This window comes from Catellatospora sp. NPDC049133 (assembly GCF_040648455.1).
Taxonomy (GTDB): Bacteria; Actinomycetota; Actinomycetes; order Mycobacteriales; family Micromonosporaceae; genus Catellatospora; species Catellatospora aurea.
On sequence record NZ_JBEZDT010000010.1, the window covers coordinates 45,765 to 59,303 of the forward strand.

At 71.6% G+C, this 13,539-nt stretch carries 11 protein-coding genes; 2 read left to right on the forward strand and 9 right to left on the reverse strand.

Annotation, left to right across the window (positions count from 1 at the left end; translation table 11 throughout):
* Positions 1-108: 108 nt before the first annotated feature.
* Together AB0B35_RS13370 and AB0B35_RS13375 are read right to left on the reverse strand one after the other, a co-directional pair.
* The gene (locus AB0B35_RS13370; RefSeq protein WP_361044587.1) at positions 109-357 is read right to left on the reverse strand and encodes a hypothetical protein; all 249 of its coding nucleotides are present in this window, start codon (positions 355-357) and stop codon (positions 109-111) included.
* A gap of 27 nt (positions 358-384) precedes the next feature.
* Positions 385-831, reverse strand: coding sequence for an Lrp/AsnC family transcriptional regulator (locus AB0B35_RS13375; RefSeq protein WP_361044590.1), 447 nt, complete (start codon positions 829-831; stop codon positions 385-387).
* A gap of 92 nt (positions 832-923) precedes the next feature.
* On the opposite strand from AB0B35_RS13375, the gene AB0B35_RS13380 reads away from it, so the two are divergent.
* Complete coding sequence (locus AB0B35_RS13380) at positions 924-1,835, forward strand: SMP-30/gluconolactonase/LRE family protein (protein ID WP_361044941.1); 912 nt, start codon at positions 924-926, stop codon at positions 1,833-1,835.
* 6 nt (positions 1,836-1,841) lie between these two features.
* Here the strand turns inward: AB0B35_RS13380 and AB0B35_RS13385 are convergent, their stop codons facing one another.
* Genes AB0B35_RS13385 through AB0B35_RS13395 form a run of 3 tightly spaced genes read right to left on the reverse strand, consistent with a single transcriptional unit; the run spans position 1,842 to position 5,402 of the window.
* Positions 1,842-2,444 (reverse strand): TetR/AcrR family transcriptional regulator, encoded by a 603-nt coding sequence (locus AB0B35_RS13385; protein ID WP_361044593.1) that lies wholly within the window; start codon positions 2,442-2,444, stop codon positions 1,842-1,844.
* Between the two features lie 55 nt (positions 2,445-2,499).
* Complete coding sequence (locus tag AB0B35_RS13390; RefSeq protein WP_361044595.1) at positions 2,500-4,647, reverse strand: YhgE/Pip domain-containing protein; 2,148 nt, start codon at positions 4,645-4,647, stop codon at positions 2,500-2,502.
* On the reverse strand, positions 4,644-5,402 hold the full coding sequence (locus AB0B35_RS13395) for an ABC transporter ATP-binding protein (protein ID WP_361044598.1): 759 nt from the start codon (positions 5,400-5,402) through the stop codon (positions 4,644-4,646). The genes AB0B35_RS13390 and AB0B35_RS13395 overlap by 4 nt, the downstream gene beginning before the upstream one ends.
* Positions 5,403-5,524: 122 nt before the next feature.
* Here AB0B35_RS13395 and AB0B35_RS13400 point away from each other — a divergent pair, with 122 nt between their 5' ends.
* Complete coding sequence (locus AB0B35_RS13400; RefSeq protein WP_360530203.1) at positions 5,525-5,962, forward strand: GNAT family N-acetyltransferase; 438 nt, start codon at positions 5,525-5,527, stop codon at positions 5,960-5,962.
* Between the two features lie 167 nt (positions 5,963-6,129).
* Here AB0B35_RS13400 and AB0B35_RS13405 read toward each other — a convergent pair whose 3' ends face one another.
* The 4 genes from AB0B35_RS13405 to AB0B35_RS13420 all read right to left on the reverse strand — a co-directional run bounded on the left by AB0B35_RS13405 (position 6,130) and on the right by AB0B35_RS13420 (position 13,538).
* Entirely contained in the window at positions 6,130-7,128 is a 999-nt protein-coding gene (locus AB0B35_RS13405) for a LacI family DNA-binding transcriptional regulator (protein ID WP_191837633.1), read from the reverse strand.
* Between the two features lie 197 nt (positions 7,129-7,325).
* A complete protein-coding gene (locus tag AB0B35_RS13410) occupies positions 7,326-10,697 on the reverse strand; it encodes a discoidin domain-containing protein (protein ID WP_361044944.1) in 3,372 nt (1,123 codons plus the stop codon).
* 221 nt (positions 10,698-10,918) lie between these two features.
* A complete protein-coding gene (locus AB0B35_RS13415) occupies positions 10,919-12,568 on the reverse strand; it encodes a glycoside hydrolase family 13 protein (protein WP_361044600.1) in 1,650 nt (549 codons plus the stop codon).
* A gap of 76 nt (positions 12,569-12,644) precedes the next feature.
* Positions 12,645-13,538, reverse strand: coding sequence for a carbohydrate ABC transporter permease (locus AB0B35_RS13420; protein WP_361044602.1), 894 nt, complete (start codon positions 13,536-13,538; stop codon positions 12,645-12,647).
* Position 13,539: the final 1 nt, after the last annotated feature.

Sequence of the window (13,539 nt, forward strand, 5' to 3'; positions counted from 1 at the left end):
CTGGCACCCGTGCGTATCTTGAACGTACTTTCGCCCATGTGCCCGGCAAGTCGAGCGATCATGGTGAGGTCGGTCCCCGCACTGGGCACCCCGGCGGGGTGGGGTCGGTCAGTCGGTGCGGCCCGCGCCGCGCATTCCCTTGATCCCGAGCACGGCGACGGTGGTGCCGATGGCCAGTGACGCCCCGATCAGCAGGGCGTGCACCCAGAGGAAGCTCGTCGGCGAGCCGTCGCCGGACACGCCGGTCGACCAGGCCCGCGGGTCGTCCCAGATCGCGAGGGCGAACCGCGGCCAGATCAGCCAGGTCCACACGCCGACCCCGATCAGGAACAGCGACCAGCCGCGCGACAACCTCATAACCGGCGAGTATGCCAGCCTGCGGCGTTACGGCCGCACCGAGACCGGGCGCTCGAAGAACGTCTCCAGCGACACGATGGTCTGCGTGCCGGTCACCCCCGGCACCGCGAAGATCTGCTTGAGCACCGCCTGCAGCTCCTCGGTCGTCGAAGTCCGGATCTTCGTGAGCACCGACGCGGCGCCCGCGGTGATGTGCGCCTCCTGGATCTGCGGGATCGCGCGCAGGGCCTCGGCGGTGTCCGCGTCGCCCATCCAGGCGTTCGCGTCGATCAGCACGAACGCCAGCACGCCGCGCCCGGCCGCGTGCGGGTCGACCTCGACCGTGCTGCGCCGGATCACGCCCCGTTCCCGCAGCTTGCGGACCCGGTCGTGGGCTGCCGCGCCGGACAGGCCCACCGCCTGACCCAGGGCCGCGTACGGCTGCGTCGCGTCAGCCTGCAGCAGCGTGATCAGCGCCCGGTCGATCTCATCCATGTCAACTCCCGACAGCCTTTGACAGAACCTTGTCAGGCAATGTTAGCTGTTTGCCGAATGATGTTCAGCATGGGAGGCACATCGTGAGTGCTCTGCTCGCCACCGACACCATCCCCGCCCAGCTCGTGACCCTCGACCCGCGCTTCGAGTGCAACGGTGACGAGCGGGTGCAGCGGCTGTTCACCGGCGCGCGCTGGCTGGAAGGCCCGGTCTACCACCCGGCCGGGCGCTACCTGCTGTGCAGCGACATCCCCAACGACCGCATCCTGCGCTGGGACGAGACCACCGGCACGGTCGGCGTCTTCCGGCAGCCCGCCGGGCACACCAACGGGCACACCCTCGACGGGCAGGGCCGGCTGATCAGCTGCGAGCAGGGCAACCGGCGGGTCACCCGCACCGAGCACGACGGCACCGTCACCGTGCTCACCGACAACTGGCAGGGCAAGCGCCTCAACAGCCCCAACGACGTGGTGGTCCACTCGGACGGCTCGGTCTGGTTCACCGACCCGCCGTACGGCATCACCAGCGACTACGAGGGCAACCGGGGCGACAGCGAGATCGGCGCGTGCCACGTGTACCGCGTCGTGCCCGGCGGGCAGGCGCAGGCGGTGGTGCTGGACGCCGAGCGGCCCAACGGGCTCGCCTTCTCCCCCGACGAGCGGCGGCTCTACCTGGCCGACACGCGCCGCAAGCACATCCGGGTCTTCGACGTCACCGCCGAGGGCGGCCTGAGCGGCGGCGAGGTGCTGGCCGACTGCGACGCGGGTTCGTTCGACGGGCTGCGCGTGGACGACCGGGGCATGATCTGGGCCGCGGCCCACGACGGGGTGCACTGCTACCACCCCGACGGCACCCGGCTCGGCCGCATCCTGCTCCCCGAGATCGTGTCCAACCTGGTCTTCGGCGGCCCGAAACGCAACCTGCTCTTCATGACCGCGACGACCTCGGTGTACGTGATCAGGCTGACCGTGAACGGCGCCCGCCCGCCGTGGGCCGCCCGCTGAACCTGGTCAGGGCTGGGCGTTGACGGCGGCGCGGCTGCGCACGATGGCCAGCACCGCCGATTCGACCTGCTCGATCGGCTGCTCCGGGTTGAACACCAGCCAGTCCAGCGCCACCACCAGGCACACGCCGAACAGCGCCGAGGCGGACAGGCGCACGTCGAGGTCCGCGGCGAAGTCGCCGCTGTCCACGCCCGCCTGCACCGTCTCGGCGATGACGGTGATCGCCTCCTCGCGCAGCAGGCGCAGGGTCTGCTGCCAGTCCCGCTGGGTGCGCCACATCTCCGACAGCAGCAGCTGCGCGAACGACCGGTAGCGCTGGATGAAGGCCAGCTCGGCGCGGACCAGGGCGGCCATCGCGTCGACCGGCGGCAGCCCCGCGACGGCCGCGGTGAAGTCGGCCGTCAGCAGGCCCACCCCGTACCGCAGCAGCTCCTCGAAGAGCACACTCTTGGAGGCGAAGTTGTAGTAGACGGTGCCCTTGGCCACCCCGGCCCGCTCCGCGATCTGGTCCACCGTCGTATCGGAGAACCCCTGCTCCGCGATCAGCGCCATCGTCGCCTCGAACAGCTTCTGCCGAGTCGCGTCCCGCCGCGCACTCCGCCCGTCCACGCCGTGCCTCCTCGTCATCCCGGCCCGCAGTCCCATCATGGTCGTCCCAGGGAGGTCACATGGTGAGAGCGGGGTGGAGTTTGTCGGGGGTGAGGCGGCGGGCGCGGAAGGCGGTCAGGGTGGTGAGGGTCAGGGCGAGCGCGGCGACGCCGAGCAGGACGGCGACGCCGGTGACGACGGTGGCGGTGGAGCCGCCGAGGATGAGGCGGCGCAGGCCGTCGACGACGTAGGTCATCGGCAGGTACGGGTGGATCGCCTGGAAGAAGCCGGGGCTGGTGGCCACGGGATAGGTGCCGCCGGAGCCGGTGAGCTGGAGCATCAGCAGGATCAGGGCGACCAGGCGGCCGGCCGAGCCCAGGGCCGCGCCGAGCAGCTGCAGCACGGCGGTGAAGGCGAGCATGGTGGCCAGCAGGTAGCCGTACATGCCCCAGGGGTGCGCGGGGTCCAGGCCCAGCGCGAGGAGCAGCACGGCGTACAGCACGGTGGTCTGGGCGAAGCCGATCGCGACCGCGGGCCGCCAGCCGGCCAGCGCGACCCGCCAGGCCGGCGCGCCGGTCATCAGATGCCGCCGGGTGACCGGCCGCAGCAGCATGTACGTCAGCATCGCGCCCACCCACAGCGCCAGCGCCACGAAGTACGGCGCGAACCCGGCCCCGTAGGCGGCCGCCGCGTGCCACACGTCGCGTTCCAGGGTCACCGGCGCGGCCAGCACCCCGGCCCGCTGCGCGCGGGTGTCCGCGTCGTAGCCGGGCACCTGCGCCGCCCCGTCGGCCAGCCCGTCGGCGAGCTTGCGGGCCCCGTCGTCGAGCCGGGCGAGTCCGTCGGCCAGCTCGCCCGCGCCACCGGAGAGCCGGACCAATCCCCCGTCGAGCTGCCGCGCCCCGGTGGACAGCCGGTACAGGCCGCCGTGCAGCGACTTCGCGCCGCCGGCCGCGTCGGCGATGCCGCCGTGCAGCCGGTCCGCGCCGGTGGACAGCGCGGCCAGGCCCGTGGCCAGCTCGTCGACGCTGCGCCGGGCCGCGGCGACGTCGTCGGCCAGGTGCGGGGCGGCCCGCGCCACGGCACGGGCGGCCTTCGCTACCTCGGTCAGTTGTGCCTTGACCTGCGGCAGTCCGGCGCTGTCGAGCCGGTGCGCCAGGTCCCGCGCGGTGTCGGCCGCGGCCGTCGCGGCCCGCCGGGCGGCGGTGAACGCCGGGTCGCCGGCGAGTTCCGGGTGCGCCTGGGCGAGCGCGTCCAGCGCCGTGACGACCTCCGCGGTACGCCGTACCGCCTGGTCGGCGAGTTCCGGCAGCGCGTCCAGGTGTGCCGCGAGCGCGTCGGCCGCCGCCGCGACGGCGTTCGCGCCCTGCTCGATGGTGTCCGCGTGCTCGCGCAGCACCGGTTCGACCCGGTCGGCGACCCCGTCCACGGTGGATGCGAGCCGTGCCCCACCCGCGGCGGCGCGTGCCGCCCCGTCGGCGAGCTGTGCCGAGCCCGCCTCCAGGGTGGCCAGGCCCCCGGCCAGCTCGCGGGAGCCGGACTCGGCCTGCGCCAGCCCGGCGGCGAGCGTGCCCGCCCCGGTCTGGGCGCTGTCCGCGCCGTCGGCCAGGGCGTTCGCACCGGCGCTGGCGTCGGTCGCTCCACCGGCCAGCTCGTCCGCGCCGTCGGCGGCGTCGCCGAGCGCCGACTTCACGTCACCGAAGCCGATCAGCATGCCGTCGAAGTACTTCGCCGCCGCCGACTCGGCCGCGGCGGCCCGGATCTCGGTGAACGCGCTGCGGGCCAGCATCCCGGAGATGTAGTTGACCCCGTCGTCGCTGACCACGGTGAGCTGCCCGGCCCGCGCCGTCGCCGCCGGATCGGGCCCGGTGACCAGCGCCGCCGAGAAGTCCGCCGGGATGCGCAGCATCAGCTGGTAGGTCCCGTCGCGCAGGCCGTCGGCGGCCCGCGCCGCGTCCACCCGCTGCCAGCCGAAGACCTGCCGCTGCTCCAGCTCCTCGGCGAGATCCCGCCCGGCGTGCACCTGCCCGCCGTCCGGGTCGCTCGTGGTCCGGTCCTCCACCACCAGCGCCACCGGGATCCGGTGCATGTTGCCGTACGGATCCCAGAACGCCCACAGGTACAGCGCCCCGTACAGCAGCGGCACCAGCGTCAACACGACCAGCGCGGCCCGCGTCATCCGATGCCGCCGGAACCGCCGCAACTCCAACCTGCCCAGACTCACCGCCCCACCCCCACCTGCGAAAGGAAGGGCACCTTCACATCGCTGTGCGATGTAGAAGGTGCCCTTCCCCACAACCGCGGCGCAGAGGTGCTGGTCAGAGTGCCGTGCGAAGCGTCGTCGCGGTGCGGGCCGCCGTCGCCGGGGGCGCCGCCGACGATCAGGGCGGGCAGCGGCACGGCACTGCCGGTCCGGGCCCCCTGCGGGACGGAAGCGCTTACGGCGGCGGTGTCGCGGCAGACGGCGACGACCGCGCGGCCGGTGGCGTCCAGCTCGCTGAGCAGGGTCTGCGTCTCGGACGGGGTCAGGCCCACGTCGATGTCGTCGATGAGCAGCACGTCGGGGTCCTCCAGCAGGGCGAGCTTGATCATCAGGCGGTGCCGGTCGAGCGGGGGCAGGTCGCGGACCAGGTCGCCGGGCTCGGCGGCCAGCAGCGCGTGCCGGCTGCGGCGGTGCCAGGGCCGGACCCGGCCGAGCAGGCGCAGCCGTTCGCCGACGTGCTCGGCGACGGTGAGCGCGGGTTCGGGCTCGTTGACGCCGGGGACCAGGCCGAACGCCGTACGCCCAGGGGTCAGCACCCCGTGCGTGGTGCGGAACCGGCCGCCGAGCGCGAGCAGCGCGCTGGTCCGCCCGCCGCCCGCGGGGCCGGTCAGCGTGACCAGCTCACCGGGGTGGACCGCCAAGCCGAGATCCCGGAAGACCCACCCCCGGCGGGTACGCAGTCCGAGCCCTTCGGCCCGCAGCAGTGCCGGCTCCACGCCGCCCCCAAAGTATTTGAACTGACCAGTCGGTCTAAATACTCGCTCACGATGCGACGAGAGCGGAAGTGAGCGTGAGCCGTCTCACCGACTACGATCCAGAGGTGATCTCGGCAGAGCCAATGATCTTCCGTACCGCGAGCTTCCAGGACCTGGACGCCGCGACCCTCTACGCCCTGCTGAAGCTGCGGGTGGACGTGTTCGTCGTGGAGCAGTCCTGCCCCTACCCGGAGCTGGACGGCCGCGACGGCGAGCCCGGCACTCGGCACCTCTGGTACGAGGTGGACCGCAAGCCGGTGGCCTACCTGCGCATGCTCGAAGACGCCGAGCCGGGCGGCCCGGTGTGCCGCATCGGCCGCGTGGTGACCGCCCCTGAGGCACGCGGCGACGGCCTGGCCGGGCAGTTGCTCACAGCCGCGCTGGCCGCGGTCGGCGACCGTCCCGCGGTCCTGGACGCGCAGTCGCACCTGGCGAAGTTCTACGCCAAGTACGGCTTCGCCGCCAGCGGCCCCGAGTTCCTGGAGGACGGCATCCCGCACGTGCCCATGCGCCGCGGCTGAGTCGGCACGGGCGCGGACCACACCACGATCGTTCGACTTGCCGGGCAACCCGGCGAACAGCGCTTCAAGATACGCACAAGTGCCAGGCAAGTCGGACGATCATGGGGCACCCGCACGCCCGCGACGTGCCGCGAGGCAGGGGGACCTGCGGGGCTCCGCGGAGCTGGTCAGGCGGAAGCCGCGACCACCGCGGTCGAGCCGCGTACGACCAGCTCGGGGTCGAACAGGTACTCGTCCGGGGCGACCTCGCCGCCGTCCACCTGCGACACCAGCATGGCCACCGCGGCCGTGCCCATCGCGCCGATGGGCTGGCGCACCGTGGTCAGCGGCGGGTCCGTGCACGCCATGAAGAGCGAGTCGTCGTATCCGACCACGCTGATGTCCTCGGGAACGCGCAGCCCCATCCGGCGCACCGCGCGCACCGCGCCCAGCGCGAACACGTCGGAGGCGCAGACCAGCCCGGTCACGCCCTCCTTGATCAGGCGTACCGCCGCGGCCTGCGCCGCCTCCATGGAGTAGATGGTGCGCGCGACCGGCGGGTTCTTCTGCCCGGTGCGCTTGCGGAACGCGGCGAGTTTGCGCGCCGACGGCACGTGGTCGACCGGCCCGAGCAGCAGCCCGATCTTCGTGTGGCCGAGCGAGGACAGGTGGCCGTACGCCTGGTCCACCGCGACGGCGTCGTCGGCGGCCACGACCGGGAAGCCGAGCCCGTCTATCGCGGCGTTGACCAGCACCACGGGCAGGCCGCGCTGGCGCAGCCGGTGGTAGTGCTCGTGCTCGGCGTCGGCCTGGGCGTACAGGCCGCCCGCGAAGATCACGCCGGAGACCTGCTGCTCCATCATGATGTCGACGTACGCCGACTCGGCCACGCCCTCCTCGGTGCGGGTGCACAGCACCGGGGTGAAGCCCCGCTGCGCCAGCGCCCCGGCCACGATCTCGGCGAACGCCGGGAAGATCGGGTTCTGGAGTTCGGGCAGCACCAGACCGACCAGGCGGGCGCGTTCCCCGCGCAGCTTGGTGGGTCGCTCGTAGCCGAGCACGTCCAGGGCGGTCAGCACCGCGGTGCGGGTCGCTTCGGAGATGCCGGGCTTGCCGTTGAGCACGCGGCTCACCGTCGCCTCGCTCACCCCCACGTACTTCGCCACTTCGGCGAGTCTGCGCGTCACGCCGGTCACTGTAACCGGTCGGCCGCGTGACGGTTGCCGGGCGAACCGGTAAACCGGATCACGCAACGGCCTGGGGCGACTGTCCTGGCGGCGTCAAGAAGGGCACCTTCTACATCGCGGAGCGATGTGAAGGTGCCCTTCCTTTCATCAAACCGGTGGAGAGGGCCGCTCACCCTCTCCACCGGGGTTCGGGGTGGTTACGAGGCGTAGACCTCGTATTCCGAGAGCTGGCCGGCCGGCCAGCCCGTGTTGCCGGTGAAGCTCAGGCGCAGGTAGCGCTGGCTGGTCGCCGGGAAGGTGATGGTGACGGTGTTGGCCGAGGACGGGTTGAAGACGTAGCCGGCCGAGCCCACCACGGTGCTGTAGGAGGAGCCGTTGGTGCTGCCGAGGACCGACAGGGTCTGGGTGCGGGTGGCCCAGGCCGCCGCGGGCGGGAGCTTGAGCACCACGCGGGAGACCGAGGTCGTCGCGCCGAGGTCCACCGTGATGGTCTGCGGCCAGGCGTTGTTCAGCGACTCCCAGTACGAGTTGGCGTTGCCGTCGACCGCGTTGCCCGCGCCGTACACGTCGGCGTGGCCGCTCTCGGTCACCGGGCGGTTCAGCGCCAGGTTGGTGTTGGCGACGACGCCGTTGCCGGACAGGTTGACCGTGTGCGGGCTGCCGGTGGCGTTGCTGGTGAAGCTGACCGTGCCGGAGCGGGCCCCGGACGCGGCCGGCGTGAACGTCACCGAGATCGTGCAGGACGCGCCCGCCGCCAGCGAGGAACCGCAGGTGGTGGTCCGGGCGTAGTCGCCGGTCACGGTCACCGAGCCGAGCGTCGCCGACGCCGTGCCGGTGTTGGTCACCGTCACCGACTGCGCGCCGCTGGTGCTGCCGACGGTCTGGTTCGCGAACGACAGGCTGGCGGCGGACAGGCCGATGGCCGGGGTCTGCGGGGGCGGGGTGCCGTTGCCGTACACCTCGAACTCGCTGAACTGCGCGGCCGGCCAGCCGGTGTTGCCGGTGACCGTCACCCGGACGTAGCGGCGCGAACCGGCGGTGAAGTTGATCGTCGCGCTGTTGCCGGTGGCCGGGTTGAACGTGTAGCCGGCCGAAGCCGCCAGGCTGCTGAAGGTCGAGCCGTCCGTCGAGCCCAGCACCTGCAGGGTCTCCGTGCGGGTGCCCCACGACGGCGGCAGCTTCAGCACCACCTGGTTGACGGTCGCGCTCGTGCCCAGGTCCACGGTGATCGACTGCGGGAAGGCGTTGTTGGCGCTCTCCCAGTACGTGTTCACGTCGCCGTCGACCGCGTTGCCCGACCCGTACGACTGGGTCTGGCTGGTCTGCGTCGTCGGGCGGCCCGCGGCGAGGTTGCCGTTGGGGTTGAAGCCCGAGCCGGTCAGGTTCACCACGTGCGGGTTGCCCTGCGCGTTGCTGCCCACGGACAGCTGCCCGTTGCGGGTGCCGGTCGCGGTCGGCGTGAACGTCACCGAGGCGGTGCAGCTCGCGCCGGGGGCCAGCGACGAACCGCAGTTCGTGGTCCGGGCGAAGTCACCGCTGACGGCGACGCCGCTCAGGCTGACCGCGACCGAACCCGGGTTGCTCACCGTGACCGTCTGCGCGGCGCTGGTGGTGCCCACGTTCTGCGTGCCGAAGACCAGGTTCGACGTGCTCAGGCTCAGCTGCGCCGAGGGCGGCGGAGGCGAGCTGGGCGGCGGCGGGCTGTTGCTCGGCGGGGTGGTCGGGCCGCCGGTCCAGACCGGGGTCGGCCAGATGCCGGTGCAGGCGGGCGGGTTGGCGTACCAGCCGGAGTTGGTGCCCACCTGGGTGATCTGGAACGACGGGCCCACGCAGTTGTGGATCGGGTTGCTCTGCGCGATGCCGGACGCGGTCACGTTCTCGAACGTGGCCTGGCCCTGCGACTGCACCTGCAGCGCGTACGTGCCCGCGCCGATGATGCGCACGTTCTTGAAGTGGATGCCGGTCGCGCCGCCCTCGATCCAGTGCAGCGCCGCGTAGGAGCTGTCCAGGATGTCGGTGTCGGTGATGTTGATGGTCGCTCCGTTGATCGGCTCGTTGAGGCCGGAGAACCAGATCGCGCCGACGCCGAAGTTCCAGTTGTAGTCGGAGTTTCCGGTGCGGATCAGGGTGTTGCGGGCGACGGTGAAGGTGCCCGCCACGGCCGTGCCCTGGCCCGAGTTGACGCCCGGGTAGCGGTTGCCGATGTGGATGCCACCGCCGTTGGTGATGGTGTCCGCGACCACGTTGTCCGTGATCTTGATGTCCCGACCGCCGTACGACACGATGTTGTTCGCCAGGATCGTCACGCCGACCGTGTTGAACGAGAACGTGTTGTTGACGTTCGGAATGCGCTCGGGCCACATCGCCAGGCCGTCGTCACCGGTGTTGCGCACGAACGTGTTGGTGACGGTGGAGTTGGTGACGCCGGTGTGGAAGTTCACGCCGTCGGCGGTCTGGTCCAGGATCACGCTGTTCTTGATCGTGAAGTTGTCCATCGGGCCGTCCATCCAGGCGCCGACCTTCGTGTGCTGCATCCACACGCTGTCGACCACCGAGTTGGTCATGGCCCCGCCCATGGCGTTGACCTGGTCGTCGTCGACCCGCTCGCGGACGTCGCCGATGATGGCGAAGTCCTTGAGGGTGACGTTGCGGCTCGGGCCGCCCGCCTCGTGGGAGCGGATCTCACCGCCGTAGCCGCCGCCGGCGACGTACTTGCCGTAGACGCCGACCGCGCGGTTGCGATTGGTGGGGTGGCGGCCGGTGAGCACCGAGTGCCACATGCCAGCGCCCTGCAGGGTCACCCCGTCCACCACGATGTGGTCCCAGACGGTGTACGTGCCGGCGGGGATCCAGACGATCCGGCCCTGCGCCTTGCCCGCGTCCACCGCGGCCTGGAACTTGGCGGTGTTGTCGGCGGTGCCGCCGGTCGGGTCGGCGCCGAAGTCGGCCACCACGTCGATCGCGTTGGCGGGCTTGCTCTTCGGGCCGCCGACGACCTCGAAGTCGGCCAGGTCGATGGTGAACGTCGGCGACTGCGCGGTCGAGTTCACCTGCAGCCGGATCTTCGTGCCGATCGGGTACGTGCTGCCGAGCAGGCTGCGCTGCTCGTCGTAGAAGTGGTGCGGGTTGGTGTCACCCGGGTTGTTGTTGAACGGGTAACCGCCGTAGAACCAGCCGTACTTCGAGGTCACCGGGACGCTCTTGAGGAAGTTCCCGTTGACCCGCAGGTCGATGGTGGCGTCGCGGCCGGTGCCCGCGGCGTTGTCCGGCAGGCTGTACCGGAAGTTGATCGAGTCGGCGGGCTTGGTCAGGGTGAACTCGACGTACTCGCCCACCGCGTCCAGGGTGACCGCCTGGCGGCCCGAGGCCTCCGAGGCGAGCTGGCCGTAGTAGCGGGTGTGCGCCAGGATCGTGCCGTTGGTCGGCTGCTCCTCGGCCTCGAACTCGGTGAACGCGACGGTCGCGCCCCGGCCGGGCACGGCCAGCGGCGACAGCGAGGCGGCCTGCGCCGCCGAGGGGAGCAGGGCGCCGGCGGCGGTTACCGCCACCAGCGCGACGCCGGCCAGCATCGCACCGGCCGCCGCGGCGGCCAGTCCGCGCCGGCGCGAGGACGGGCTCGTCAGGGGTGTGGGAGGGCTGCTGTGCTCGTTCATTGCCTGTGATGCCTTCCGGTGTGGGACGGGGTGACCGGAGCGGAGGGGGCGGCGCGGTGGGGGGACCGCGCCGCCGCGGCCTTGGCGATGCTGAGCGTCGGGCTCCTTTCGAACCCGCTGGATGGATCAGGTGACGATCAGGCGGGGCGGATCCAGACCGCGGTGTCGGCGGGCAGGCGGTCGCCGTCGAGCGGGCCGCTGGCGACGAGCACCTGCGCGTACGCGGGCAGGTCCACGGCATGGTCGGCGAGGTTGACCACGCAGACCAGGTCGAGGCCGTCCGGGGCGGGACGGCGGAACGACAGCACCTGGGCGGAGCTGTCGAGCCACGACATCGGGCCGTCGCCGAGCGCGGGCTCGCTGTGGCGCAGGCTCAGGCAGCGGCGGTACAGCTCCAGCATCGAGCCCGGGTCACCGGTCTGCGCCTCGGCGGTGTACGCCTTCCACGCCGCCGGCTGGGGCAGCCACGGCTTGTTCGCCGCGCCGTCGGGACTGAACCCGAACGGGGCCTCGGCCCCCGACCAGGGCAGCGGCACCCGGCAGCCGTCGCGGCCCGGGTCGGCGCCCGCGGTGCGGTGCCACATCGGGTCCTGCTTCAGCTCGGCCGGGATGTCCTCGACCTCCCACAGGCCCAGCTCCTCGCCCTGGTACAGGTACGCCGAGCCGGGCAGGGCCAGCGCCAGCATGACCGCCGCACGGGCGCGGCGGGTGCCCAGCTCCAGGTCGACCGGGGTGTCGTGGGTGCGCCCCTTGAAGCTGAACGAGGTGTCGGCGCGGCCGTACCGGCTGACGTGGCGGGTCACGTCGTGGTTGGACAGAACCCAGGTCGCCGGGGCGTCGACCGGGGCGTGCGAGCGCAGCGTGTCGTCGATGACGTCGCGCAGCAGCGTCGCGTCCCAGGCCGAGCACAGGAAGTTCATGTTGAACGCGGTGTGCATCTCGTCCGGGCGCAGGTAGTTGGTGAACCGCTGCACGTCGGGCATCCACACCTCGCCGATCAGGGCGCGGCCGCCGTACTCGTCGGCGATGCGACGCCAGGCCCGGTACACGTCGTGCACCTCGTCCAGGTCCTCGAACGGGTGGCGCTCGGTGGTGCCGACCTCGGGCAGGTTCGGGTCCTTGATCAGCAGACCGGCCGAGTCGATGCGGATGCCGTCGGCGCCGAGGTCGAACCAGAAGCGCAGCACGTTCTCGTGCTCCTCACGCACCGCCGGGTGGTCCCAGTTCCAGTCGGGCTGCGCGCCGTCGAACAGGTGCAGGTACCACTCGCCGTCGGCGACCCGGGTCCAGGTGCCGCCGCCGAAGTTCGAGGTCCAGTCGGTCGGCGGCAGCTCGCCGTGCTCGCCCTTGCCGGGGCGGAACCAGAACAGCTCGCGCTCCGGTGAGCCGGGGCCCGCCGCGAGCGCCGCCTGGAACCAGGGGTGCTGGTCCGAGCAGTGGTTGGGGACCACGTCGACGATGACGCGGATGCCCAGCGCGTGGGCCTCGCGGATCATCTCCTCGCACTCGGCCAGGTCACCGAAGATCGGGTCGATGTTGCGGTAGTCGCTGACGTCGTACCCGCCGTCGGCCTGGGGCGAGACGTAGAAGGGGTTGAACCAGATGGCGTCGATGCCCAGGTCCCTCAGGTACTGCAGATGCGCCCGGACACCGGCCAGGTCGCCGACGCCGTCGCCGTTGCCGTCGGCGAAGCTGCGGACGTACACCTGGTAGATGGCGGCATCGCGCCACCAGGCGTCGGTCGCCGAGCGCACCCCCTGCGGCGCGGGGGCTCCGATGTCAACCACGAGATACCTGCTTCCTGTTACGGAACACGAACTGGACGTGGGGCACGGCGGGCGGGCCCGGCGGGCCCGCGGCCGGCTACTCCTTGAGACCGCCGGCGGTCAGGCCGGACATGATGCTGCGCTGGAAGATCAGGAAGAACACGATGGTCGGGATCGCGGCGATGACGGCCGCGGCGACGACCACGTTCTGCGGCGTGCCGCCGGAGAAGGCGTAGATGCCGACGCTGATGGTGCGGGTCTCCGGCGAGGGCATGACCAGCTTGGGCCAGAGGAAGTCCTTCCACACCGCGGTCACCGCGAAGATCGAGACCACGCCGAGGATGGGCCGGGAGATCGGCAGCACGATCGACCAGAGGGTACGCATCGAGCCCGCGCCGTCCATCCGCGCCGCCGACATCAGGTCTTCGGGGATGGAGTCGAAGAACCGCTTCAGCAGGAAGATGTTGAACGCGTTCGCCACCGCGGGCAGCCAGATCGCGAACGGCGAGTCGATCAGGCTGAGCTCCGTGAACGGGATCGGCATGTCGATCACCGTCACGTACTGCGGGATGATCAGCACCATCGCCGGGATCATGAGCGTCGCCAGCATCAGGCCGAGGATCAGGTTGCCCAGCTTCGGCCGCAGCTTCGACAGCGCGTACGCCGCCGCCGTGTCCAGCACGAGCTGGAACACCAGCGCGCCGATCGCGTAGTAGAAGGTGTTGAACAGCAGCTTGGCCAGGTCCAGCCGGTTCCACGCCTCGGCGTAGTTGCCCGGCTGCGGATCCGACGGCCACAGTGTCGGCGGGGTCTGCGCCAGCTCGGGGCTGGACTTCAGCGCGCCGGTGACCATCCAGTACAGCGGCCCGATGAAGCAGAGCGTGAACAGGATGACCACGGTGATGAGCAGGGTCCAGTAGATCGCCTTGCCGCGGCCCCGCTGGAGCTGCGCGAAGGAGATCAGCGACCGGGTCTCGGATTGGTGCGCCATG